The organism is Mycolicibacterium obuense, assembly GCF_055397605.1.
The window spans coordinates 3,362,890-3,385,976 of record NZ_AP043663.1 but is presented as its reverse complement, the minus strand read 5'-3'; the positions used below and the strand labels follow the sequence as shown (position 1 = coordinate 3,385,976).

The window sequence follows — 23,087 nt, the reverse complement described above, 5'->3', positions numbered from 1 at the left end:
GCAAGCGAAGACATGCGTTACAGTATTACAGATGGTGTCAATCCGTAACTCCGATTCGAGTGTCGAGAAGCGCATTCTCGACGCCGCGGCGGCGTGCATCCTCGCCTACGGCGTCGAACGGACGACCATGACCGAGATCGCGCGGCGCGCCCGAGTCAGTCGCCCCACCATCTATCGGCGCTGGCCCGACATCCGCTGGGTGATCGCCGAGCTGCTCACCGTGCGCATCTCCGGGGTGCTCGAGCAGGTGCCCGATCGCGGCGCCGGCCGAGAGGCGACGGTCGAGCGCGTGGTGGCGGTCGCCGAGCACCTGCGCAATGACGACGTCGTGCAGTCGGTGATCCGCAACGCCCCCAACCTGGCGATGGTCTACATCGCCGAACGCCTGGGCACCAGCCAGCAGATCCTCATCGACGCGCTCGCCGAAGCGATCAGGGCCGGCCAGGCCGAAGGCAGTGTGCGCCAGGGTGACCCGCACGAGATGGGTGCGATGTGCCTGCTGATCACACAGTCCACGATCCAGTCCGCGCAGATGGTGGAGAAGCTGCTCGACGCCGACGCCATCAACGTCGAACTCGCCCGCGCGCTCAACGGATACCTCGCCTCATGAGCGGCTCCTCGACAACCGCGCTGAACGCCGCCCGGCGCACCGCCGAGCTACAGGAGCTCGGCGACGGCGCACCGCTGGACCTGCTCGTGATCGGCGGCGGTATCACCGGTGCCGGTATTGCGCTCGACGCTGCGACGCGTGGGCTGTCGGTGGCGCTGGTCGAGAAACACGATCTGGCGTTCGGCACCAGCCGGTGGAGCTCCAAGCTCGTGCACGGCGGCCTGCGATACCTCGCCAGCGGCAATGTCGGCATCGCCCGGCGCAGCGCGCTCGAGCGCGGAATCCTGATGACACGCAACGCCCCACACCTCGTGCACGCGATGCCGCAACTTGTGCCGCTGCTGCCCGAGATGAACCGCGCATCGCGGGCGCTCGTCCGGTTCGGTTTCGCGGCCGGTGACGGTCTGCGAGCCCTCGCGCGCACGCCCGCATCGGTGCTGCCGCGATCGCGTCGCATCGATGCCGCGGCGGCAATCGCATTGGCGCCGACGGTGCGTCGCGACGGCCTGGACGGGGCGCTGCTGGCCTATGACGGTCAGCTCATCGACGACGCGCGACTGGTCACCGCGGTGGCACGCACCGCCGCGCAGCACGGCGCCCGCATCCTCACCCGCGTCGAGGCACGTGCCGCGTCGGGAACGTCGGTGACGCTCGCCGACACGCTGACGGGGGAGACGCTCGAGGTGTCGGCACGAGCGGTGGTGAACGCGACCGGCGTCTGGGCCGGACAGGTCGACGCCTCGCTGCGGCTGCGGCCCAGCCGCGGCACCCACCTGGTGTTCGACGCATCGGCATTCGGCAATCCCACTGCGGCGCTGACGATTCCGATACCGGGCGAGATCAACAGGTTCGTGTTCGCCATGCCGGAACAGTTGGGCCGCGTCTACCTGGGACTGACCGACGAAGACGCCCCCGGGGCGATACCCGATGTGCCCGAGCCGACCGCGCAGGAGGTGACGTTCCTGCTCGACACCGTCAACACGGCACTGGCGACCTCACTCCGACCGGACGATGTCGTCGGCAGCTACGCCGGGTTGCGGCCCCTGATCGACACGGGTGCGGGTCGCACCGCGGACGTGTCGCGAGAGCATGCGGTCACCGAGTCGCCGGACGGCGTGCTCAGCGTGATCGGCGGCAAGCTGACCGAATACCGGTACATGGCCGAGGACGTCGTGGATCGCGCTGTCGCGCTGCGCGGGCTCGCCGCCGGTCTGTGCCGCACCCGTGATCTCCCGCTGATCGGTGCGCCGTCCAATCCCGGTGCGGTGCACAGTGTTTCAGGTGACCTGCCGAAGTCGCTGGTGGCCCGCTACGGCGCCGAAGCGCCCGACGTCATCGCGGGTGCCTCATGCTCACGGCCCACCGAACCCGTCGCCGAGGGCATCGATGTCACGCGCGCGGAATTCGAATACGCCGTCACACACGAGGGCGCATCGAGCGTCGACGACATCCTCGACCGGCGCACCCGGATCGGCCTGGTCGCCGCGGACCGCGAGCGCGCGCTGCCCGCGGCTGAGGAGATGCTCGCCCTCAGCCGCTGAGCGGGGCTTACAGCGGGATGTTCTTGTGGCGGCCGCGGCGCATCGGCGCCTCGGCGAGCGCCTGCGTGAGCACGCTGCGGGTGTGCGCGGGATCGATCTTCGCATCCACGACACCGATCTCGATGGCGGAATCGACACCGCCGGCGATCTTCTCGTGCTCGATGGCCAGCGCCTCGTGCAGCGACTCGCGCTCCTCGGGGGCGGCGGCAGCCAGCTTCTTCTTGTGCAGGATGCCGACGGCTGCCTTGGCGCCCATGACGGCCACCTCGGCGTCGGGCCACGCGAACACCTTGGTGGCGTTCAGGGACCGCGAGTTCATCGCGATGTACGCACCGCCGTAGATCTTGCGGGTGACCAGCGTGACGCGGGGTACCGAGCTCTCACCGAACGCGTGCAGCAGCTTGGCGCCGCGACGGACCACGCCGCCCCACTCCTGGTCCACGCCCGGCAGGTAGCCCGGCACGTCGACGACCACGACCAGCGGGATGCCGAACGCGTCGCACAGTCGCACGAAGCGAGCCGACTTCTCGGCGCTCTCGGAGTTCAGGCAGCCCCCCAGGCGCAGCGGGTTGTTGGCGATGACACCGACGGTGCGGCCGGCCAGCCGGCCCAGACCGACGACGATCGACGGGGCCCAGCGGGACTGGAACTCCTCGAACGGGACACCCTCGTCGAGCAGCGCCTCGACCAGCGGGTGCACGTCGTAGGCACGGCGCGCCGACTCGGGCAGCAGTGCCTTGAGGTCGGTGTCGCCGGCCTCGGCCTTGGTGCGGTCGAAGTGGCCCTGCTGGCAGAACAGCCCGACCAGACGGCGGCCGCGCTCATAGGCGTCGAGCTCGTCGTCGGCGACGATGTGGCACACACCGGACTTCTTGTGGTGCGCCTCGGGTCCGCCGAGCGAGACCATGTCGACGTCCTCGCCCGTGACACTGCGCACCACGTCAGGTCCGGTGACGAACACCTTGCTGTCGGGCGCCATGATGATGACGTCGGTCAGCGCGGGGCCGTAGGCGGCGCCGCCGGCGGCGAAGCCGACCACCACGGAGATCTGCGGGATGTAGCCGGACGCGCGGATCATCGCCTCGAAGACCAGGCCGACCGCGTGCAGCGCCTTGACACCCTCGGCCAGCCGCGCACCGCCGGAGTGCCAGATGCCGACGATGGGGCTCTGCTCGTCGATCGCGACGTCGTAGGCATCGACGATGTGCTTGCAGCCGTCGACGCCCATCGCGCCACCCATCACGGTGCCGTCGGTGCAGAACGCCACCGTGCGGACACCGTTGACGGTGCCGGCGGCGGCCAGCACACCCGACTTGTCGCGCTCGTGCAGCAGCTCGACGCTGCCATCATCGAAGAACGTCGCCAACCGCAGCATCGGGTCGCGCGGATCGAGGGACTCGTTGACGTTGGTGGCGGGGCGATTCTCGATGGTGGTCATAGATGTCTCCTGCTTTCAGTATTTGCCGAAGGCGAGTGCGACGTTGTGCCCGCCGAAACCGAACGAATTGTTGATGGCGTAGGTGTAGTTGCCCCGCCGAGGCTCGCCCGCGACGACGTCGAGGTCGATCTCGGGGTCGAGGTTCTTCAAATTGAGTGTGGGGGGAATGACGCCGGTGCGCAGCGCCTGGACGGTGAGGATGGACTCGACCGCGCCGACCGCACCGACCGAATGGCCGAGAGCGGACTTCGGTGCGTAGACCGCGGGCCGATGCCCGCCCATCGCCTTGTTGATCGCCTTGCCTTCGGCGACATCGCCGACGCTGGTGCCCGTCGCGTGAGCATTGATGTGGTCGATGTCGCTCGGCTGCAGCCCCGCCAGCTGGATGGCGCGCGTCATCGCATAACCGGCCTGCTCACCGTTGGGGTCGGGAGCGACCATGTGGTAGCCGTCGGAGGTGACGCTTGCGCCCATCAGACGCGCGAGGATCGTGGCGCCGCGCGCCTTGGCGTGCTCTTCGGTCTCGATGACCATCAGTGCAGCGCCTTCGCCGAACACGAAGCCGTCCCGGTCACGGTCGAACGGGCGGCAGGCGCCGGCCGGATCGTCGTTGTTGGTCGACATCACGATGCGCATCTGGGCGAAACCGGCGATCGGCACGGCTTCGATGCGTTGCTCGACGCCGCCGCAGATCGCGATGTCGGCCTCGCCGAGCACGATGTTGCGCCACGCCTGCGCGATGCCCTCGGAGCCGGACGCGCACGCCGAGACCGGGGTGACCACCCCGGCCTTGGCGCCACGATCCAGACCCACCACGGCCGACGGGCCGTTGGGCATATACATCTGCACCGCAAGCGGGGACACGGCGTCGACGCCGCTGTCCCGCATGCCGTCATAGGCGAACACCAGCGCCTCGGCACCGCCGAGGCCGGTCCCGATCGACACCATCAGACGGTTGGTGTCGACCTCGGGGGACCCGGCGTTGCGCCAGACACGACGTCCGAGCACGGTGGCCATCTTCTGCGGGTACGACATCCGACCGTTCTCGGCCTCGGTCAGTTCCCCGTCGAAGTCCTCCAGCAGATGGCCGCCGATCTTCACCGGCAGGTCGAACTCCTCGACGAAGGGGTCATCGAGACGGCGGATGCCGCTCTTGCCCTCCAGCAGCGCCGCCCACGTGCCTTCGGCATCGGTGGCGACGCTCGTCGTCATGGCCATACCGGTCACGACGACGTCGGGGAGTCCGTTCCCTGTTGTCGGTGCAGCCATGCTCAGACGCGTGTCCTCTCGGTGTTCCTGTGCGGCCTAGTAGCGGCCGAAGGCCAGAGCCACATTGTGGCCGCCGAAACCGAACGAGTTGTTGATGGCGTACTGATAGTCGCCATACCGTGGCTCGCCCGCGACGACGTCGAGATCGATCTCCGGGTCCGGCGTCTCGTAGTTGAGCGTCGGAGGGATGACACCGTCACGCAGGGCCAGCACCGTCAGTGCCGACTCCAGCGCACCCACGGCGCCGATCGAGTGGCCCAGCGCCGACTTCGGCGCGTAGACCGCGGCGTGCTCCACTCCGGCGACGCGGATGGCGTTGGCCTCCGCGGTGTCACCGATCGGCGTTGCGGTGGCGTGCGCGTTGACGTGCGAGATGTCCTTGGGGGACAGGCCCGCGGTCTCCATCGCCCGCTTCATCGCGTGACCGGCCCGGCTGCCGTCGGCGGCCGGGGCCACCATGTGGAACGCATCGGAGGTGATGCCCGCGCCCATCAGGCGGGCCAGCGGCGTGGCGCCGCGGGCCAGGGCATGCTCCTCGGTCTCGATGATCATCATCGCGCCCGCCTCGCCGAAGACGAAGCCGTCCCGGTTCTTGTCGAACGGCCGTGACGCGCGCTCCGGCTCGTCGTTGCGGGTCGACATGGCGCGCATCATCGAGAACGCCGCGATGGGCAGTGCCTCGATGCCGCCTTCCACGCCACCCACGACGGCGAAGTCCGCGTCGCCCATGACGAGCTGGCGCCAACCGTGGGCGATGGCCTCCGAGCCCGACGAGCACGCCGACACCGGGGTGATGACCCCGGCGCGGGCGCCCAGTTCGAGACCGGCGACCGCCGCCGCACCGTTGGGCATGATCATCTGAACAGCGAGCGGGGACACCTTGCGGGGCCCGCCCTCGTTCATCGCGTCATAGGTCTCGACGATCTTCTCGCCGCCGCCCAGACCGGTGCCGATGATGACGGCGAAGCGGTCCGGGTCGACCTCGGGCGTGCCCGCGTTCTCCCAGAGTCGCTTCGACAACAGCTTCGACATGCGCTGCACGTAGGACATGCGGCGCATGTCGATGCGGGTCATGTGGCTGTCGACGTCGTCAACCAGGTGACCGCCGATACGCACCGGAAGGTCCCACTTGGTGACGAACTCATCCTCGAGGACGCGGATGCCGCTGTCGCCTGCCAGCAGGCCCTTCCACGTGCTCTCGATGTCGCCCGCGAGAGACGTGGTGGCCTCGATGGCGGTCACCACGACATTCGGGAACCCGCCGTTAGCAGTGGAAGGACGTGTCATTCTGCGGAGAACTTCTCGCGCAGAGCGGCAGCAGCCTCGGGGTTCTCTTCCTCGAGCTTCTGGATGTAGGCGACGACGTCACCGACGGTGCGCAGACCGGCGAGGTCCTCGTCGGGGATCTTCACGCCGTACTTGTCCTCGGTCTGCACGGCGATCTCGACCATCGACAGCGAGTCGATGTCCAGGTCGTCGACGAAGCTCTTCTCCGGGGTCACTTCAGACGGCTCGATGCCGGTCACTTCTTCGATGATCTCGGCGAGACCGGAGATGATTTCTTCCTGAGAGGCGGGCACTGTGGCTCCTTCTATTTATCGGGTGTTACCTGGGGTGAAACGTCTTCTTGTGTGTCGCGCGGTCGTGGGCTCAGACGGCGCGCAGTGCTTCTGCCAATCCGTCGAGATCGGCCGGGCTCTTGATGGGGTGGGTCGGGGTGCCCTTGAGTTCGCGCTTGGCGATGCCCGACAGCGTGCCCGCGGGCGGGAACTCCACGAGTGCGTTCACGCCGAGCTCGCGCATGGTGGCGGTGCACAGATCCCAGCGCACGGGGCGCGTCATCTGGGCGACCAGCTTGGTCATCGCGTCGTGCGCCGAGGCGACCGGCCGGCCGTCGGCGTTGGAGAGCAGCGTCACCGACGGCTCCGCCGGGGTGATCCGGTCCGCGACGACGGTGTACTCGGCCAACGCGGGCTCCATGTAGCGCGTGTGGAACGCGCCGGCGGTGGCCAGCGGGCGGACCCGGGCGCGGGCCGGCGGATCCTCGGCGAGCTTCTCGAGCGCGGCGGTAGCGCCGGCGGCGACGATCTGCCCGGCGGCGTTGCGGTTGGCCGGAACCAGGTCGAGGGCTTCGAGCCGGGCGAGCACCTCGGCCTCGTCGCCACCCAGCAGGGCCGACATCCCGGTCGGTTCCACGGCGCACGCCTTGGCCATCTCACGGCCGCGGGTCGCGGCCAGGGACACGGCCTCGTCGGCGGTGATGACTCCGGCGATCGCATATGCCGCGATCTCACCGACCGAGTGTCCGGCGGCGACGATCTGCTCGTCGCCGGTCAGCACGTCGCGGCGCGTCAGCTCCTCGTAGGCCAGCAACGTGGCGGCGACGACGAGGGGCTGGGTCACCGCGGTGTCGGTGATCTCCTGCGCGTCTGCGGTGGTGCCCAGGCGGGCCAGGTCCAAGCCGCTGATCTCCGACCACGCTGCGATGCGCGCCGACGCACCCGGCAGCTCCAGCCACTCGACGAGCATGCCGGGAGTCTGGGAGCCCTGTCCGGGCGCGAGGAATGCAAGCACAGTCTTGTCAGGCACGTCTCTAAGAAAACATTGTGAAGACGGTTTTGCGCCGTGTAAGAGACTATGAACTCTTTCTTAGGTTTTTGTGGACTGCCCACAAATCCGCATGTGATGGGACGTCATCGAGACCCAAGCGCAACGTGTCACCTCGGCGGACGTGCGCCCGGTGTGATGGAGGCAACAGCGTCGACCTGGCCGGATCCTTGCGTCGACGAGGTGCTGGACGGGCCCTGACGGCGCAATCGGCCGACCGTCGATGCGACGCGCAGCACATAGGCGTCTCGTGGAACGGTGGCGTCACGGCCGGTGAAATCGCCGATTCGTTTGAGCCGGTAACGGACCGTATTTGGATGAACGAACAATTTGCGAGCGCACGCTTCGATCGCGCCCCCCGAGTCCAGGTAGGCGTCCAGCGTCTCCATCAGCGTGGGACCGGCATCGGCCAGCGGCCGCATCACCTCCGCTTCCAGGGCGGCCGCTGCGCTCGCGTCACCCAGCAGCGCGCGCTCGGGAAGCAGTTCGCGCGCCGCCACCGGCCTCGGCGCACCGGCCCACCCGGCGACGGCGTTCATCCCGGCGATGGCCTCGGTGGCGCTCAGATGTGCCGCACCCAGGGTGGGTGCCATTGGCCCCACCACCACGGGGCCGTCGCCGAACACTGTCATCAGCTCTGCAAGGAACCGGTCGGTGTGCGACACCCCGCCGGATACCACGGTCACCAACCAGGTGCCGTGCACGTCGGCCAGCGCCGCGCGACCGTTGCGGGCCGCGACGTCGTGCACGTCCTCGGCCGTCAGATCGAGCCGGTCGGGACGCGGCACGCCGACGATCACCGTCGCCGCCGCGGTGGCATCCCAGTTCAGCGCCGCGGCCTGCGATTGCAGGTCGGGGCCGATGTCGCCGCGCACCACGGCGTCGATCAGGTTGGCCTCCATGCGGGTGTCCCACGCCCCGCGGGCCTCGGCCTGATCGGCGTACGCAGTGGCCGCGGCGAACGCCAGGTCGCGGCTGTAGCGCAGGATCCCGGCGGTCAGCGCGGCCAACTGCTTCTCGTCGCGGGCGAGCAGCGGCACGACCTCCTCGAAGAACTCCATCGTCACCCGCACCATCTCGACCGACTGCCGCAAGGCGATGCGACGGCGCAGATCCTGCGGCACCACCTCGAATGCCTGCGCGGTGTAGCTCACGTCGCTGTCGGGGTGGCGCATCCACTCGACGAAGTTCACCACCGCGGTCTGCACCACCAGCTGCACGCTGGCGCGCTGGGACGCCTCGAGTTCGGCGAAGAAGGGCAGTCGCTCACCCAGCGCCTGCACCGCTTCGGTGGCGAGCCGGCCCGAGTACTGACTGAGCCGGCGCAGCACCGAGTCTGGGACGTTCTCCAGCACCTCGACGGTCGAGGGAGGCGGGATGAACCGATTGTTGTCGGCCATCCCTAAAACCTACGCCTCTGTTTGTAGGGAACTTCCAGATCTACGCGACTCCGGGGTCCGACGTCTGTTCCGGCGCCGCCATCACGTTGTCGATCTCGTACTTGCGCGCCGCCTCGACCGCCTTCTCCATGTCGATGTTGCCGTCGCGGGCCAGGCCCTCCAGCACCGCGACGGTGATCGACTCGGCATCGGTGTTGTAGTACCGCCGCGCCGCGGGCCGGGTGTCGGAGAATCCGAACCCGTCGGTGCCCAACGTGATGTAGGTGCCGGGCACCCAGGGCCGGATCTGCTCGGGGACCGCCCGCATCCAGTCCGACACGGCCACCACCGGGCCTTCGGCGTCGGCGAGCGCCTGCGTCACGTACGGCGTGCCGGCGGGCCGGTCCGGATGCCGCAGCGCCTCCTTCTCGATGGCCACACCGTCGCGGTTGAGCTCACCCCAGCTGGTCACCGACCACACATCGGCCGCGACATCCCACTCCTCGGCGAGCATCTCGGCCGCCTTGAGCGCCGACGGCATACCGACGCCGGAGACCAGGATCTGGGCACGGTGACTCTTCTTCTCCGACGCCTCCTGGTAGCGGTAGATGCCGCGCAACAGGCCCTCGACGTCGACGTTCTCCGGCTCGGCCGGCTGAACGTAGGGCTCGTTGTAGATCGTCATGTAGAAGTAGATGTTCTCCGGGTTCTCGCCGTACATGCGGTGCAGACCGCTCTCGATGATGTAGGCGATCTCGTAGGCGAACGCGGGGTCGTACGCGACGACGGCGGGGTTGGTCGCCGCCAGCAGCAGCGAGTGGCCGTCGGCGTGCTGCAGGCCCTCGCCGACCAGCGTGGTGCGCCCGGCCGTCGCCCCCAGCACGAAGCCGCGCGCCATCTGATCGGCCGCCGCCCACAGGCCGTCGCCGGTGCGCTGGAACCCGAACATCGAATAGAAGATGTAGATCGGGATCATCGGCTCGTTGTGGGTGGCATACGACGTGCCGACCGCGGTGAACGACGCGGTCGAGCCGGCCTCGTTGATGCCCTCGTGCAGGATCTGGCCGACCTCGCTCTCCTTGTAGGCGAGCATCAGTTCCGCGTCGACCGAGGTGTAGAGCTGGCCGTTGCGGTTGTAGATCTTGAGGCTGGGGAACCAGGAGTCCATCCCGAAGGTGCGCGCCTCGTCGGGGATGATCGGCACGATTCGCTTGCCGATTTCCTTGTCCCGCAACAGTTCCTTCAGCGTACGGACCGTCGCCATCGTGGTGGCGACCTCCTGCTTGCCCGAGCCCTTCTTCAGCGCCTTGTAGGCGTCGCGGCCGGGCAGCGTGAGCGCCTTCGTCTTGGTGCGGCGTTCGGGCAGGGAACCGCCGAGGGCGCGGCGCCGGTCGAGCATGTAGCGGATCTCGGGCGCCTCCGGGCCGGGGTGGTAGTACGGCGGCAGGTAGGGATCGTTCTCCAGCTGCTCGTCGGAGATCGGGATGCGCTGAGCGTCGCGGAAATCCTTGAGGTCTTGCAGCGCAAGCTTTTTCATCTGGTGCGTGGCGTTGCGGCCCTCGAAGTGCTTGCCCAGCGTGTAGCCCTTGATGGTCTTGGCCAGGATGATCGTCGGCTGGCCCTTGTGCTCCATCGCGGCGTGGTAGGCCGCGTACACCTTGCGGTAGTCGTGGCCGCCGCGCTTGAGGTTCCAGATCTCGCGGTCGGTCATCGGCTCGACCAGCGCCTTGGTTCGGGGGTCGCGGCCGAAGAAGTGGTCGCGCACGTAGCTGCCGTCGTTGGCCTTGTAGGTCTGGTAATCACCGTCAGGCGTCGTGTTCATCAAGTTCACCAGGGCGCCGTCGCGGTCGGCGTGCAGCAGCGCATCCCACTCGCGGCCCCACACCACCTTGATGACGTTCCACCCGGCGCCGCGGAAGAACGACTCGAGCTCCTGGATGATCTTGCCGTTGCCGCGCACCGGGCCATCGAGGCGCTGCAGGTTGCAGTTCACGACGAAGGTGAGGTTGTCCAGCGCCTCGTTCGCGGCGACCTGGATCAGCCCGCGGCTCTCCGGCTCGTCCATCTCGCCGTCACCGAGGAACGCCCACACGTGCTGGTTGGACGTGTCCTTGATGCCGCGGTCGTGCAGGTAGTGGTTGAAGCGGGCCTGGTAGATCGCGTTCATCGGACCGATGCCCATCGACACCGTGGGGAACTCCCAGAAGTCCGGCATCAGGCGCGGGTGCGGGTAGGACGGCAGGCCGCCGCCGGCGTGGCTGTGCTCCTGGCGGAAGCCGTCGAGTTGGTCGGTGCTGAGTCGTCCCTCCAGGAACGCACGCGCATAGATGCCCGGTGACGCGTGGCCCTGGATGAAGATCTGGTCGCCACCGCCCGGGTGGGCCTTGCCGCGGAAGAAGTGGTTGAAGCCGACCTCGTAGAGGGCCGCCGATGACGCGTAGGTGGAGATGTGGCCGCCGACGCCGACGCCGGGCCGCTGCGCGCGGTGCACCATGATGGCGGCGTTCCAGCGGATCCAGGCGCGGTAGCGGCGCTCGACGTCCTCGTCGCCCGGGAACCACGGCTCGAGTTCGGTGGGAATGGTGTTGACGTAGTCGGTGGAGGTCAGCGACGGGATGGCCACCCGCTGCTCCCCGGCGCGCTCGAGCAGGCGCAGCATCAGATACCGAGCCCGGGACGGGCCGGAGCGTTCGAGCAGATCGTCGAACGACTCCAGCCATTCGCTGGTCTCGTCGGGGTCGATGTCGGGCAGATACGACGCGACCCCCTCCCGGATGACACGAACACGATCGTGTTCGCCTGTGCTGCTGGAGTTTTGGGCCAGGTCCTGGCGCACGAACTCGGTGGTCAACTGCCGCTCCTTGTCAGGCGGTGGAGCACACGCGGTCCGTCGAGTGGGTCTGCTCGCTTCGCGCCGTGCACGGTGGGTTACATCCTCGTACCATCCTGCCGCAAGTGCAGGGCCGCACGCGAACGGTTGCATTTAGTACACCCAGCCCAGCGGTTGGCCGGTAACGTCTGCAGACCGTGCGTATCGGTGGGCGACGGGCTGCGCCGTTGCGGCTGTCCGCCCTCGCCATCGGCAGCGCCGCGGCGCTGGCGATGATCGTCGTCGGCTGCACCAACGTCACCTCCGGTGAGCCGTCGGCCCCCCAGGGGGAGGCGCCGCTCTATCGGGCGTCGGTGTCGGCCTCGCTCCAGGAGTCTGCGGCGAGTTCGTCGGCACGCGAGTCGGAGCGTCAGACGTCGATGACGACGCAGGCGGTGCACACGTCCTGTGAGGCGATGAGCACCAGCAGCGCTGATGCGATCGGTGCGGTCAACACCTACGTCGACGCGTTCAACTCCGATCCTGCCGGTGCGGCGGGCAAAGGTCAGGCGGCGGTCGATGCGCTCAACCAGAGTGCTGACCTGGTCTCCGGCAGCTTCACCGACACGCTGCCCCCGGAGCTGCGCGACGCGCTCAACGGGTGGGTCGACGCTGCTCGCGGGGTTGCGACCGCGATAGCGGGGAACTATGGGGCCGAGGAATTCAACGCAGCGATCGCGGCGCTGAACGACTCGAAGACCACCGCGCTGGACCGCTGCGATGCGGCGTATCGGTGACGGCTCGACATCGGATGTGCCCGGGCGGGTTGCCGTGACCCCCCGGCGTGCGACGATACTGAACAGACGTGGCACAGCGCACAGCGTGCCGACTAGGCGCAAGGAGGACTGACCGTGGTGTCGGCGGGTGACCCCCCGAACTACGCCCGCATGCTGGGCATCCAAAAAGATCAGGTTGTGCAGGAACTGGGCTGGGACTCCGACGTCGACGACGACATCCGCGCCGACATCGAAGACGAGTGCGGTGGTGAGCTCCTCGACGAGGACGCCGACGACGTGGTCGACGTCGTGTTGCTGTGGTGGCGCGACGACGACGGCGATCTGGTGGACAGGTTGATGGACGCCATCACGCCGCTGGCTGACGACGGCGTCGTCTGGGTGGTGACGCCGAAGACCGGCAAACCCGGCCACGTCCAGCCCGCCGAGATCGCCGAGTCCGCGCCGACGGCCGGGCTGATGCAGACCTCGTCGGCGAATCTGGGGGACTGGATCGCGAGCAGGCTGGTGCAACCGAAGGCAAAAGCGATCACGAAGCAGCGATGAGCGCCGGTGCTCGCGGTCGGTGACCTCGCGCCGGACTTCACGCTCGCCGATCAGAACAACCAGCGGGTGACGCTGAGCGCGTTCCGTGGCGCCAAGAACGTGCTGCTGGTGTTCTTCCCGCTTGCGTTCACGGGGATCTGTCAGAAGGAACTCGACGAGATCCGCGATCATCTCGACGACTTCGTGAACGAGACGACGGCCACGCTCGCGATCTCGGTGGGTCCGTCACCGACGCACAAGGTGTGGGCGACCCAGCGCGGGTTCACGTTCCCTGTGCTGTCGGACTTCTGGCCGCACGGCGCGGTGAGTCAGGCCTATCGGGTCTTCAACGACGCATCCGGTTTCTCGAACCGGGGCACGTTCGCCGTTGATCGTGCCGGCGTCGTGCGCTTCGCGGACTGCAAGGAGCCGGGAGAGGCACGCGATCAGGCGGTGTGGAGCGCGGCGCTGGCGACAGTTCGCGACTGAACGCGGATTTCGGGTTCGTCGCCGTCGCCGATATGCTGCCCGGGATCGGGCGCGTAGCTCAGTGGTAGAGCTCTGGTTTTACACACCAGCGGTCGGCGGTTCGATACCGTCCGCGCCCACCAGAATCAGGCCGTGACGGAACCGGCCGCCAGCACGAGGCCGAAGACCAACGCCGGCAAGGCCATCCCGGCCATGAACCGCAGGCCGAACCGACGGCCGCCGGCGGTGAACGCGAGCACGACCTTGACGAGCAGGTTCGAGCCCAGCGCGGCGGCGATCGCGAGAAGGGCCGTGTCGACGGTGACAGCTCCCTTGGCCGCGAGGCTGGCGGCGGCCACCGCGCCGGCGTGGGCGTCGGCCAGGCCCGCGGCGAACGCAGCAAGCACCGCGCCCTGGGCGCCGAGGACGGCGGCTCCCCACCGGGCAACGAGCAGAGCGGCGGTCAGCACGGCGGCCAGGATCAGGGCCGGCCGTAGGGCGAACGGTCGCGTGCGGGGCATCGCGGCGGCCTCGTCGCCGTCGCTGTTCTGCTGCGAGTGCGCGCCGCCCCGGTAGACGACTGCGGCAATCGCCACCAGCACGACTGCTGCCGCGACCATGGGTGGCCACAGACGACGGAGCACATCGACGTCGACCAGACCGATGACGATGAGCATCTGCAGGATCGTGGCGAGGCTGGCGAGCAAAGCGCCGGCCAGCGGTGCCCGGATGCCGGTGGCCGTCCGGGCCAGCCGGCCCATCGAAGCCGTTGTCGCGCTGGCAGACACGAAGCCGCCTGCGAGGCCGGCGACGAGCAGACCGCGCTCGGGCCCCAGGGCACGCACACCGACGTAACCGAGCCAACCGATCCCCGTCAGCAAGACGACGAGAAGCCAGATCTTCTCGGGATTGAGCACGCCGTACGGTCCCAGTGGCCGGTCGGGTAGCAGCGGCAGGATCACGAACGCCACGACCAGGAACTTGATCGCGTCTTCGACTTCGATCTCGCTGATGATCTGCCGGGCGAAGCGATGGATTCTGGCTTTGGACACCAGGAGTCCGGCGACGATGACGGCCAGGGCCACGGCCACCGTCGGGCGGGTGTAGGACAGCGCACCGAGCATGTATGCGAGGAGGGCGGCGATCGCCGTCGTGGTGCCCGGGTCCTCCTCGCTGGTGCGAAAGTACGCCAACGCCGAGATGGCGCTGACACCGGCAAGTCCTAGGACGACGACCCATGGGCCGAAACCGGCCGCGACGGCTCCGCCCAGCGACAGCAGTGCGAAGGACCGTGATCCGGCCGGCAGCTTGCGACGGTGGCTGCGTTCTCGCTCGAAGCCGAGCAGAAGGCCGATGGCCAGCGCCACGAGGAACGGCTGGATCTCCTGCCAGCTCACGGCGCTCCTCCTTACGTCAGCAGCAGCCGGTGGTCTTCCGCTCGGCCAGATGCGCGTGTTCGGCGTTGTCGCCGCCCCGAACCGCCGCGACGAACTCGTCGAGGTCGATGCGTCGCCCGCCCAACCAGGTGCCCGTCACCTGCACCGTGTCGATCAGCGCAGTCGGTTCGACCTGCCACGGGTCGGCCGTCAACTCCACGAAATCGGCCAGCTTGCCGGGGCTGATCGATCCGACGAGCTGGTCGCGACCGAGCGTGCGGGCGGCGTCGATCGTCTGCGCGCGCCACGCCTGGTCCAGCGAGATCGCCTGCTCCGCACAGTGCACGGTGCCGTTGCGCGTACGCCGGGTCACCGCGGTGGCGATGTTGACGATCGGCGTCGGCGGCGACACCGACCCGTCGTTGTGCAGCGACACGCACGCCCCCGAGTCGACGGCGTCGGCGAACGCCGCCCACCGCGCCCCGTGTTCGGGGGAGAACATCGCGCCGTCGAGCAAGTCGCCCCAGTAGTAGTACTGGAACGGCGCCATCGACACGTGCACCCCGAGCCGCGCCGCGCGATCGAAGTGCGCCCGGGTGCCCGCCCCGCAGTGCTCCAGCCGCCAGCGGTGATCGGTGCCGAGCAGGCCGTGGCGCGCCAGCGCGTCCTCGTAGGCGTCGAGCGCGAGATCCAGTGCCAGATCGCCGTTCGCGTGGAACGCCATCTGCCATCCCGCCGGCGCCGCTTTGTCGAGGATCGCGTCGAGTTGTTATCGGCTATAGTTCATCGAGTGCGCCCCGCCCGCCACCGCGGGATCGATGCCGGCGGTGCGGGTGGCCTCGGTGTCGAGGTAGGGAAACGAGATCGCGATGTTGCCCACCCACGGCGAGCCGTCCGTCCAGAGCTTCACCCCGGTCTTGGTCAGCCACTCCTCACCGGCAGTGAATGTGGTTGGTTCCCAATAGGTGTCGGTGACCGACATCTCCCACATGCTCACCCGCAGAGGGCACGACGGCGCGGTCGCCAGCGCCTCGTATCCCGCCGCGAACTTCGGGTCGTACGTCATGTCCGACGTCGAGGTGTAGCCGCCGCGCGCCATCAGCGCGTAGTAGCTCGCGGCCGACACCAGCGGGTCACCCATCTGCGACATCAGCGGCATGGTCACCGCGGTCACGACGGGGAGTTCGAACCCCTGCCCGTTCAGCGACCCGTCGGCGTTGCGGCCGAACTTGCCGGCGATCGGATCGGCCGGTGGATCGGCATCCCAGCCGTTTTCGCGGATCAGTGCGGAGTTGAAATACACGCCGTGCCCGGAGTTGTCGGTGACGACGGCGATGCGGTCACCGAAGATCTCGTCGAGTTCCTCGGCTTTGGGCGACGGATGTCCCTGTAGCAGTGCGTCGTAACCCGCGAACCACAGCGGGGTCTCGGGGTCGCTGTGGGTCAGCGCATCGGCGAAGATCTGCTGCACCTCGGACCACGACGCCGCGACCCACGGCGCGATCGAGCGGGCCGGGGCTTCGGTGGCGATTCCGCTGATCAGCGGATGGCTATGCGGCTCAACGAATCCCGGCGCCAACACCGCTGCGCCGGAGTCGATCTCCTCCGCTCCCGGCAGCGCGGTGCGGCACTCCTCGACGCTGCCCACCGCGACGATCCGTCCGTCGGACACCGCGACGGCCTCCGCGCGCGGCACGGCCGCGTCCATGGTGATGACGGTTCCTGCGGTCACGATCACGTCGGCCATGGGCACAGTCTGACACCGATGTGACAAGCTGCCGTGGTGTTCGCAGCAGTTCATCGGCGCCGCGCCGCCGGGATCGCGCTCGGCCTGCTCGCCGACGCGGCATTCGGTGATCCGCAGCGCGGCCACCCGGTGGCGGTGTTCGGCAGCGGCGCTGCCGCGCTCGAGCGCCGGTGCTACGCGGACAGCCGCGCCGCGGGCGTCGGGTACGCCGGCACGCTGCTCGCGGCGGTGACGCTGACGGCTGCCGGCGTGGGGCGACTGGGCCGGCGCAGCGCGCTCGCCGAGGTGGCGTGGATCGCGGCGGCGACATTCACCGCGCTGGGCGGCACGTCGCTATCCCGCACCGGAGATCGGATGGCCGACCTGCTGGGCGCGGGTGACCTGGCCGCGGCGCGCGACCTGCTGCCGTCACTGTGTGGCCGCGACCCCTCAGTGCTCGACAGCGCGGGACTTGCGCGCGCCGCCCTGGAGTCGATCGCGGAGAACACCTCCGACGCTCAGGTGGGGCCGCTGCTGTGGGCGGCCCTCGGAGGTGCTCCCGGCGTGCTGCTGTACCGCGCGGCCAACACGCTGGACGCGATGGTGGGCAACAAGTCGCCGCGGTATCGGCGATTCGGCTGGGCGGCAGCCCGATTCGACGATTTGCTGAATCTCGCCGCGGCCCGGCTGACCGGTCTGCTCGTCGTGGTGTGCGCACCGCTGGTGGGAGGCTCACCCGTCGGCGCGATCCGGGCGTGGCGCAGCGATGCCGCCCGCCATCCGAGCCCGAACGCCGGTGTCGCCGAGGCGTCGTTCGCCGGGGCGCTCCGGATTCGACTCGGCGGGCCCACCCAGTACGCCCACGAACTGGAGATCCGCCCCACCCTCGGTACCGGACGGCCACCCGGTGCCGGTGACCTCCGACGAGCGGTCAGGCTGTCGCGGGCCGTTCAGGTCGCGGCCGCGGCGGCCGCCGTCAGCGTCGCCTGCCGTATCGGTCGGCCAGTTTGTCCTCAGGCGTGACCGGCTCGGCGGGTACGGCCTTCTCCCGGCGCCTGGCCTGCACCTCGGCGTAGACGAAGTAGCCCACCCCGATGGGGGCGATGATGCCGAACGCGATCCACTGGATGCCATAGGACAGGAACGGACCGGCCTCCAGGCGCGGCAGCGGGACGACGCCGAGGCCGCCCGGTTGGTCCTCGACCAGCTGCAGATAGGCCCCGGCGAGCGGAACCCCGACCAGCGCGGAGATCTGGCCGGGATTGATCGAATACACCTGCTGCACACCGGCGTCGCGGAACGGGTCCTTGCCGACGGCGACGGGTTCGGGGTCGCGCAGCCGGGCGGTGATCGTGACGCGCCCGGTCGGGGCGGGAGCGATGTCGGGAACCGCGGAGCCGGTCGTGGGCTTCACATAGCCGCGATCCACCAGCACGGTCGGGCCGCCGTCGACGGCGAAGGGCACCAGCACCTCGAACGCCGGATCGCTGTCGATCACGCGCAGCCTGGCCACCACCTGCGCATCGGTCAGGTACCGCCCGGTCGCCGTCACGCGCTTCCACTGGTCGTCTGTGGTTGTCGAATCCTGCTGCGGCAGAAGCGTCGTCAACGGCACCGCATCGGCGTTCAGCGACGCCGAGATCTGGGCGTTCTCCCGGGACGTCTTCGTGTTCTTGTGCAGCTGCCAGGGCGCGAGCACGGTGAAGCACAGGTAGGCGAACGCGATCACCACCACGTAGAGCGCCAGCCACTGCGGGCGCAGGAGGAAGGCGAGACGGCGCATACCTCAGCCCGCCTGCCGCCGCTCGGCGAGCTGCTCGTCGACCCAGGCGTGTAGACCGGGCAGGGCGGCGTCGATCACCGCGAACACCGCCTCGAAATCGTCCTGCGTGCCGTAGTAGGGATCGTCGACGTCCAGCGCGTGCTTGCCCGAGCGCGGGTCGAACGAGCGCAGCATCCGCAGCCGGTCGGTCGGCACGCCGCGTTCGGAGAGCATGCGCAGATGGTTGCGGCCCAGCGCCACCACCAGATCGGCGTCGAGATGGTCCTCGGTCATCTGGGCGGCCCGGTGCCCGCTCGGGTAGCCGTGCTCACGCAGCGTCACTCCGGCACGACGGTCCGCCGGCTCACCCTCGTGCCAGTGCCCGGTGCCCGCGCTCGTGACCCGCACCGCGTCGGCCAGGCCGCGCTCGCTCAGTTGGTGGGCGAACATCTTCTCGGCCATCGGGCTGCGGCAGATGTTGCCCGAGCAGATGAAGGTGACGTGCAGCTGGTCAGACACCCAGCACCTCACGCAGCGCTGCGACGTCGGCCACATGGGCCAGGGCGGGGCTGGGCGAGGCCGAGAAGTCGGCGCGTCCGTAGCCCCAGTCGACGACGATCGTGCCGATTCCATGGGCGGCGGCGCCCTCGACGTCATGGGAGCGGTCGCCGACCATCACGACGCGGTCGGGGAGCGGCGCCAACTGTGCGAGTGCATGGGCCACCACGTCGGCCTTGCGGGCCCGGCTGCCGTCGACGCTGGCGCCGGCGATCACCTCGAAGAAACCGTCGAGTTCGAAGTGCGCCAGGATGCGTTGCGCGGTGGGTTCGGCCTTCGAGGTGGCCACCGCCAACCGGACACCCGCGCTGGTCAGGTCGATGAGCAGGTCGGGCACGCCCGCGAACGGACGGTTCATCGACCAGCCCCGGGTCGTGTAGTCGGCGCGGTAGGCGGCCATCGCCTCGCCGGCCTGCTCGCCCAGACCCATCGACTCCAAGGTGTGCCGCATCGGCGGACCGACGATGCGGCTCACCAGGTCGCCCTCGGGTACCGGGGCGCCGATCGCGGCCAGGGCGTGCCGGAAGCTGGCGACGATGCCCTCGGCGGAATCGGTCAGCGTGCCGTCCAGGTCGAAGATGACCAGATCGCCGCGGCGGACCCGGGTCACCCGAGCCGCGCTGTCCACCATGTCCGTCACGCGACCCATTGTCCCTGATGCCCGGAGTGGCTGGACCCGCGCACTACTGTCGTGATGTGGCATGTCCCGAGGTGATGCGATGACGGTGCGTCTCGCCGACGTCATCGAGGTACTCGACGCGGCCTATCCGCCCCGCCTCGCGCAGAGCTGGGACTCCGTCGGCCTGGTGTGCGGAGATCCGGGCGAGGTGATCGAGTCCGTCACCATCGCCGTCGACGCGACGGCCGAGGTGGTGGCGACGGTGCCGGAGCGCGGGCTGCTGCTCGCGCACCATCCGTTGCTGCTGCGCGGCGTGGACACCGTGGCCGCCGACACCGCCAAGGGATCGCTGCTGCACGCGATGATCCGCACCGGTCGCGCGCTGTTCACCGCGCACACCAACGCCGACAGTGCGGCACCGGGAGTCTCCGATGCCCTCGCCGAGGCGCTGGGTCTGACGGTCACCGACGTGCTCTCGCCCGAGCCGAAGACCCCGGCGCTGGACAAGTGGGGCGTCTACGTCCCGCGCCAGAGCGCAGCGGCGGTGCAGACCGCGATGTTCGATGCCGGGGCCGGTCAGATCGGCGACTACGCGCAGTGCAGCTGGAGCGTGTCGGGGGTCGGGCAGTTCCTGCCACTCGCCGGCGCGTCACCGGCCATCGGAGAGGTCGGCAGCGTCGAGCACGTCGACGAGGACCGCGTGGAGATGGTGGCGCCCCGCGCTCGCCGCGCGGCGGTGCTCGCCGCCCTGCGCGCGGCACATCCGTACGAGGAGCCCGCGTTCGACGTCGTCGCCGTCGCACCGGCACCCGACGGCACCGGGTTGGGCCGCATCGCGGCGCTGGCCGAGCCGGAACCGTTGAGCGTGTTCGTCGCCCGGGTGCGTCGCGGTCTGCCGGCCACCACGTGGGGAGTGCGCGCCTCCGGAGATTCGGACGCGATCGTGTCCAGTGTCGCGCTGTGTGGGGGAGCCGGGGATTCGCTGCTCGCCGAGGTCGACCGTGCGGGCGTGCAGGCGTACGTGACCGCGGATCTGCGCCACCATCCCGCCGACGAGCATCGGCGGTCATCGGGCGTCGCGCTCGTCGACGTCGCGCACTGGGCCAGTGAGTTTCCGTGGTGCGGCCAGGCGGCCGCCCTCTTGCGTCAACACTTCGCCGATCTGCCCGTCACCGTGTCCCCGGTGCGCACCGACCCCTGGAATGTCGAGGAATGTTCTCATGAAAGCTGATGTGGCACAGCAACGTCTGGTGCTCGAGCTCGCGGAACTCGACGCCGAGATCGGTCGGCTCGACCACCGACTGAAGAACCTGCCCGAACAATCCAAGCTGGAGGCCGCGCAGAGCGCCCACCACGAGGCGAACGACCGGCTGGCCGTCGTCCAGTTGGCGCTCGCCGACATCGACGCGCAGATCGCCAAGTTGGAGAGCGAGATCGACGGCGTGCGTCAGCGGGAGGACCGCGATCGTCGCCTGCTCGAGGGCGGCACCGTGGACGCTAAGCAGCTCACCGAAATCCAGCACGAACTCGACACGTTGGAGCGGCGGCAGGCCAGTCTCGAGGATTCCCTGCTCGAGGTGATGGAACGGCGCGAAGAGCTGGCCGGCGATCAGGATCGGGAACTGGCCGGGATCGACGACCTGCAGAGCGCGATGACCGATGCGCAACGCAACTGTGAATCGGCGCGCACGCATCTCGCCCAGCTTGCACATCAGGCACGTTCGCGGCGTGAGGAACTGGTCGCCACGATCGATGAGTCGCTGGTGTCCATGTACGAGCGTCAGCGCGCCCGTGGCGGGACAGGCGCCGCCACCCTGCAGGGCCGGCGGTGCGGGGCGTGCCGGCTCGAGATCGACAGGGGTGAGTTGGCGCGGATCGCCGCCGCGCCGGACGACGACGTGCTGCGGTGCCCTGAGTGCTCGGCAATCCTGCTGCGGATCAAGGGATCCGGGGCGTGAAGGTCCTCGTCGAGGCCGACGGGGGATCGCGCGGTAACCCCGGTCCGGCCGGGTACGGCGCCGTCGTGTGGTCGGCAGATCGCACGGAGGTGCTCGCGGAAGCCAAGGAGGCGATCGGTCGCGCCACCAACAACGTGGCCGAATACCGTGGGCTGATCGCAGGTCTGGAGACGGCCGCGGGTGTCGGCGCGACCGACGTCGAGGTCCGGATGGACTCGAAGCTGGTCGTGGAACAGATGGCCGGGCGGTGGCGGGTCAAACACCCCGATCTGGCTGCGCTGCACCAGCAAGCACGTGAACATGCCGCTGCGTTCGAGCATGTCGCCTACACCTGGGTTCCCCGCGAGCAGAACAGCGCCGCCGATGCGCTGGCGAATCAGGCGATGGATGCCGCGGCGGAATCGGAGGCTGTGAAGGCGAATCCGGCCGGATGGACGGGTGCGACCGGCGCGCCCACCCGCCTCCTACTGCTGCGCCACGGCCAGACCCCGCTGTCGGTGGAACGTCGCTATTCGGGGCGCGGCAACCCCGATCTGACCGAACTCGGCGTGCGCCAGGCCGCCGCCGCGGCCGGCTATCTGTCCCGCATCGGCGGGATCGACGCGGTGGTGTCCTCCCCGCTGCAGCGGGCGCGCGACACCGCCTCAGCGGCCGCGGGTGCGCTCGGCCTCGACGTCGAGGTCGACGACGACCTGATCGAAACCGACTTCGGCGCATGGGAGGGGCTGACGTTCCGCGAAGCTTCCGAGCGGGATCCCGACCTCCATCGACGCTGGCTGGCCGACACCGCCGTCGCCCCGCCGGGGGGCGAGAGCTTCGATGCCGTCGCGCGCAGGATCACCCGCGCGCAGCAGCGTCTGCTCGCCGAACGCGCCGGCCAGACGGTGCTGCTCGTCTCCCACGTGACGCCGATCAAAACGCTTCTGCGCGTTGCCCTGGACGCCGGCCCGGCGATTCTCTACCGGCTGCACCTGGATCTCGCGTCGCTGTCGATCGCGGAGTTCTATCCCGACGGTGCGGCGTCGGTGCGACTGGTCAACCAGACCGCCTATTTGTGATCGGTGTGCAGGTGCACGCGTTCGCCGTGGAGGCCGAAGAGAGCGAGTGCCTCCACCGGGCCGTCGACGGTGCCGAACCAGTGCGGCGTCCACGTCGAGAACTCCACGGCCTCACCGGGTTTGATGGTGAAATCGCGATCGCCGAGGAGTAGGCGCATGCGACCGGACAGCACGTACATCCAGTCGTGGCCCTCGTGGACCGGAAGCTGCTCCGGCGGGGTGCGCCGTCGTGCGCTGATCCGGATCTTGTAGGCGTGTAGGCCGCCGGCGGGACCCTGACCGGTCAAGGGCCAGAACGTGATCAGATGACTCGTGTGGGCGGTGCCGCGCACCCTCGGATCATCGACCTCGGGTTCGCGGAGCAACTCGTCAGTGCTGACCGAGAGCGCCCGGGCCAGCCGCGGAAGATGGTCGAGCGCCAATCGGCGCTTCCCGGATTCCAGCCGGCTCAACGTGGAGACGTCGATGCTCGACCGGGACGCCACATCGTCGAGCGTCATGCCCCGCTGGGTGCGCAGTTCGCGGAGTCGCCGCCGCACCCGGGCGTCGACCCCGTCGTCGTCTTTTGCCTGCATGGCAAAAGAGCTTGG

General features: G+C 69.1%; 21 protein-coding genes, 1 tRNA gene and 1 pseudogene. 10 read left to right on the top strand and 13 right to left on the bottom strand.

Going from position 1 to position 23,087, the window contains the following annotated elements; translation table 11 throughout:
- Positions 1-31 precede the first annotated feature (31 nt).
- Together ACZ50N_RS16045 and ACZ50N_RS16040 are read left to right on the top strand one after the other, a co-directional pair.
- Positions 32-610, top strand: a complete 579-nt coding sequence (locus ACZ50N_RS16045; protein ID WP_046363409.1) for a TetR/AcrR family transcriptional regulator — start codon at positions 32-34, stop codon at positions 608-610.
- Positions 607-2,151 carry a glycerol-3-phosphate dehydrogenase/oxidase gene (locus ACZ50N_RS16040; protein WP_464473276.1) on the top strand — a complete coding sequence of 515 codons (1,545 nt, stop codon included), beginning with the start codon at positions 607-609 and terminating at the stop codon, positions 2,149-2,151. Before ACZ50N_RS16045 ends, ACZ50N_RS16040 begins: the two co-directional genes overlap by 4 nt.
- A gap of 7 nt (positions 2,152-2,158) precedes the next feature.
- Here the strand turns inward: ACZ50N_RS16040 and ACZ50N_RS16035 are convergent, their stop codons facing one another.
- The 7 genes from ACZ50N_RS16035 to aceE all read right to left on the bottom strand — a co-directional run bounded on the left by ACZ50N_RS16035 (position 2,159) and on the right by aceE (position 11,695).
- Positions 2,159-3,589 (bottom strand): acyl-CoA carboxylase subunit beta, encoded by a 1,431-nt coding sequence (locus ACZ50N_RS16035; RefSeq protein WP_464473275.1) that lies wholly within the window; start codon positions 3,587-3,589, stop codon positions 2,159-2,161.
- A 15-nt stretch (positions 3,590-3,604) separates the two neighbouring features.
- Positions 3,605-4,858, bottom strand: coding sequence for a 3-oxoacyl-ACP synthase KasB (kasB, locus tag ACZ50N_RS16030; protein ID WP_464473274.1), 1,254 nt, complete (start codon positions 4,856-4,858; stop codon positions 3,605-3,607).
- A gap of 36 nt (positions 4,859-4,894) precedes the next feature.
- Positions 4,895-6,145, bottom strand: coding sequence for a 3-oxoacyl-ACP synthase KasA (gene kasA, locus ACZ50N_RS16025; RefSeq protein WP_046363405.1), 1,251 nt, complete (start codon positions 6,143-6,145; stop codon positions 4,895-4,897).
- The gene (gene acpM, locus ACZ50N_RS16020) at positions 6,142-6,438 is read right to left on the bottom strand and encodes a meromycolate extension acyl carrier protein AcpM (protein ID WP_046363404.1); all 297 of its coding nucleotides are present in this window, start codon (positions 6,436-6,438) and stop codon (positions 6,142-6,144) included. Before acpM ends, kasA begins: the two co-directional genes overlap by 4 nt.
- Before the next feature lie 70 nt (positions 6,439-6,508).
- Positions 6,509-7,432 carry an ACP S-malonyltransferase gene (locus ACZ50N_RS16015; protein WP_464475658.1) on the bottom strand — a complete coding sequence of 308 codons (924 nt, stop codon included), beginning with the start codon at positions 7,430-7,432 and terminating at the stop codon, positions 6,509-6,511.
- A gap of 143 nt (positions 7,433-7,575) precedes the next feature.
- Entirely contained in the window at positions 7,576-8,865 is a 1,290-nt protein-coding gene (locus ACZ50N_RS16010) for a PucR family transcriptional regulator (RefSeq protein ID WP_464473273.1), read from the bottom strand.
- Positions 8,866-8,905: 40 nt separating this feature from the next.
- Positions 8,906-11,695: a pyruvate dehydrogenase (acetyl-transferring), homodimeric type gene (aceE, locus tag ACZ50N_RS16005; protein ID WP_048424047.1), complete on the bottom strand. Its 2,790-nt coding sequence runs from the start codon at positions 11,693-11,695 to the stop codon at positions 8,906-8,908.
- Positions 11,696-11,871: 176 nt separating this feature from the next.
- Here aceE and ACZ50N_RS16000 point away from each other — a divergent pair, with 176 nt between their 5' ends.
- From ACZ50N_RS16000 to ACZ50N_RS15985, 4 genes are all read left to right on the top strand, one after another.
- A complete protein-coding gene (locus tag ACZ50N_RS16000) occupies positions 11,872-12,450 on the top strand; it encodes an Rv2240c family protein (protein WP_046363401.1) in 579 nt (192 codons plus the stop codon).
- Positions 12,451-12,564: 114 nt separating this feature from the next.
- Positions 12,565-12,993, top strand: a complete 429-nt coding sequence (locus ACZ50N_RS15995) for a DUF3052 domain-containing protein (RefSeq protein WP_046363400.1) — start codon at positions 12,565-12,567, stop codon at positions 12,991-12,993.
- Between the two features lie 6 nt (positions 12,994-12,999).
- Positions 13,000-13,461 carry a peroxiredoxin gene (locus tag ACZ50N_RS15990; RefSeq protein WP_048424048.1) on the top strand — a complete coding sequence of 154 codons (462 nt, stop codon included), beginning with the start codon at positions 13,000-13,002 and terminating at the stop codon, positions 13,459-13,461.
- Positions 13,462-13,508: 47 nt separating this feature from the next.
- A tRNA-Val gene (locus ACZ50N_RS15985) sits at positions 13,509-13,583 on the top strand.
- A 3-nt stretch (positions 13,584-13,586) separates the two neighbouring features.
- Here the strand turns inward: ACZ50N_RS15985 and ACZ50N_RS15980 are convergent.
- Both ACZ50N_RS15980 and ACZ50N_RS15975 read right to left on the bottom strand, forming a co-directional pair.
- A complete protein-coding gene (locus tag ACZ50N_RS15980; protein WP_048424049.1) occupies positions 13,587-14,837 on the bottom strand; it encodes an MgtC/SapB family protein in 1,251 nt (416 codons plus the stop codon).
- A 16-nt stretch (positions 14,838-14,853) separates the two neighbouring features.
- Positions 14,854-16,524: pseudogene (locus tag ACZ50N_RS15975) on the bottom strand (amidohydrolase).
- 75 nt (positions 16,525-16,599) lie between these two features.
- Between ACZ50N_RS15975 and ACZ50N_RS15970 the strand changes: the two are divergent.
- On the top strand, positions 16,600-17,565 hold the full coding sequence (locus ACZ50N_RS15970; protein WP_464473272.1) for a cobalamin biosynthesis protein: 966 nt from the start codon (positions 16,600-16,602) through the stop codon (positions 17,563-17,565).
- On the opposite strand, the gene ACZ50N_RS15965 is transcribed toward ACZ50N_RS15970, so the two are convergent.
- Genes ACZ50N_RS15965 through ACZ50N_RS15955 form a run of 3 tightly spaced genes read right to left on the bottom strand, consistent with a single transcriptional unit; the run spans position 17,519 to position 19,493 of the window.
- Positions 17,519-18,325: an SURF1 family cytochrome oxidase biogenesis protein gene (locus ACZ50N_RS15965; protein WP_046366446.1), complete on the bottom strand. Its 807-nt coding sequence runs from the start codon at positions 18,323-18,325 to the stop codon at positions 17,519-17,521. The two genes, ACZ50N_RS15970 and ACZ50N_RS15965, sit on opposite strands and share 47 nt — an antisense overlap.
- Before the next feature lie 3 nt (positions 18,326-18,328).
- A complete protein-coding gene (locus ACZ50N_RS15960) occupies positions 18,329-18,823 on the bottom strand; it encodes a low molecular weight protein-tyrosine-phosphatase (RefSeq protein ID WP_046366447.1) in 495 nt (164 codons plus the stop codon).
- Positions 18,816-19,493: an HAD-IA family hydrolase gene (locus tag ACZ50N_RS15955; RefSeq protein ID WP_464470725.1), complete on the bottom strand. Its 678-nt coding sequence runs from the start codon at positions 19,491-19,493 to the stop codon at positions 18,816-18,818. The genes ACZ50N_RS15960 and ACZ50N_RS15955 overlap by 8 nt, the downstream gene beginning before the upstream one ends.
- Positions 19,494-19,581: 88 nt before the next feature.
- Between ACZ50N_RS15955 and ACZ50N_RS15950 the strand changes: the two genes are divergently transcribed.
- Genes ACZ50N_RS15950 through ACZ50N_RS15940 form a run of 3 tightly spaced genes read left to right on the top strand, consistent with a single transcriptional unit; the run spans position 19,582 to position 22,497 of the window.
- Positions 19,582-20,712 (top strand): Nif3-like dinuclear metal center hexameric protein, encoded by a 1,131-nt coding sequence (locus ACZ50N_RS15950; RefSeq protein ID WP_464473271.1) that lies wholly within the window; start codon positions 19,582-19,584, stop codon positions 20,710-20,712.
- A complete protein-coding gene (locus ACZ50N_RS15945) occupies positions 20,702-21,439 on the top strand; it encodes a zinc ribbon domain-containing protein (RefSeq protein WP_464470573.1) in 738 nt (245 codons plus the stop codon). The genes ACZ50N_RS15950 and ACZ50N_RS15945 overlap by 11 nt, the downstream gene beginning before the upstream one ends.
- Complete coding sequence (locus ACZ50N_RS15940; protein WP_464473270.1) at positions 21,436-22,497, top strand: bifunctional RNase H/acid phosphatase; 1,062 nt, start codon at positions 21,436-21,438, stop codon at positions 22,495-22,497. The genes ACZ50N_RS15945 and ACZ50N_RS15940 overlap by 4 nt, the downstream gene beginning before the upstream one ends.
- Here ACZ50N_RS15940 and ACZ50N_RS15935 read toward each other — a convergent pair.
- Complete coding sequence (locus ACZ50N_RS15935; RefSeq protein WP_046366452.1) at positions 22,488-23,072, bottom strand: helix-turn-helix domain-containing protein; 585 nt, start codon at positions 23,070-23,072, stop codon at positions 22,488-22,490. The two genes, ACZ50N_RS15940 and ACZ50N_RS15935, sit on opposite strands and share 10 nt — an antisense overlap.
- Positions 23,073-23,087 lie beyond the last annotated feature (15 nt).

Bases quoted from the DNA above. Each gene is read 5' to 3' on its own strand.
- kasB (WP_464473274.1), bottom strand. From the start codon at position 4,858: ATGGCTGCACCGACAACAGGGAACGGACTCCCCGACGTCGTCGTGACC.
- ACZ50N_RS16035 (WP_464473275.1), bottom strand. From the start codon at position 3,589: ATGACCACCATCGAGAATCGCCCCGCCACCAACGTCAACGAGTCCCTC.
- ACZ50N_RS15935 (WP_046366452.1), bottom strand. From the start codon at position 23,072: ATGCAGGCAAAAGACGACGACGGGGTCGACGCCCGGGTGCGGCGGCGA.
- ACZ50N_RS15955 (WP_464470725.1), bottom strand. From the start codon at position 19,493: ATGGTGGACAGCGCGGCTCGGGTGACCCGGGTCCGCCGCGGCGATCTG.
- ACZ50N_RS16010 (WP_464473273.1), bottom strand. From the start codon at position 8,865: ATGGCCGACAACAATCGGTTCATCCCGCCTCCCTCGACCGTCGAGGTG.
- ACZ50N_RS15950 (WP_464473271.1), top strand. From the start codon at position 19,582: ATGACGGTGCGTCTCGCCGACGTCATCGAGGTACTCGACGCGGCCTAT.
- kasA (WP_046363405.1), bottom strand. From the start codon at position 6,145: ATGACACGTCCTTCCACTGCTAACGGCGGGTTCCCGAATGTCGTGGTG.
- ACZ50N_RS15945 (WP_464470573.1), top strand. From the start codon at position 20,702: ATGAAAGCTGATGTGGCACAGCAACGTCTGGTGCTCGAGCTCGCGGAA.
- ACZ50N_RS15965 (WP_046366446.1), bottom strand. From the start codon at position 18,325: ATGCGCCGTCTCGCCTTCCTCCTGCGCCCGCAGTGGCTGGCGCTCTAC.
- ACZ50N_RS16045 (WP_046363409.1), top strand. From the start codon at position 32: ATGGTGTCAATCCGTAACTCCGATTCGAGTGTCGAGAAGCGCATTCTC.
- ACZ50N_RS16040 (WP_464473276.1), top strand. From the start codon at position 607: ATGAGCGGCTCCTCGACAACCGCGCTGAACGCCGCCCGGCGCACCGCC.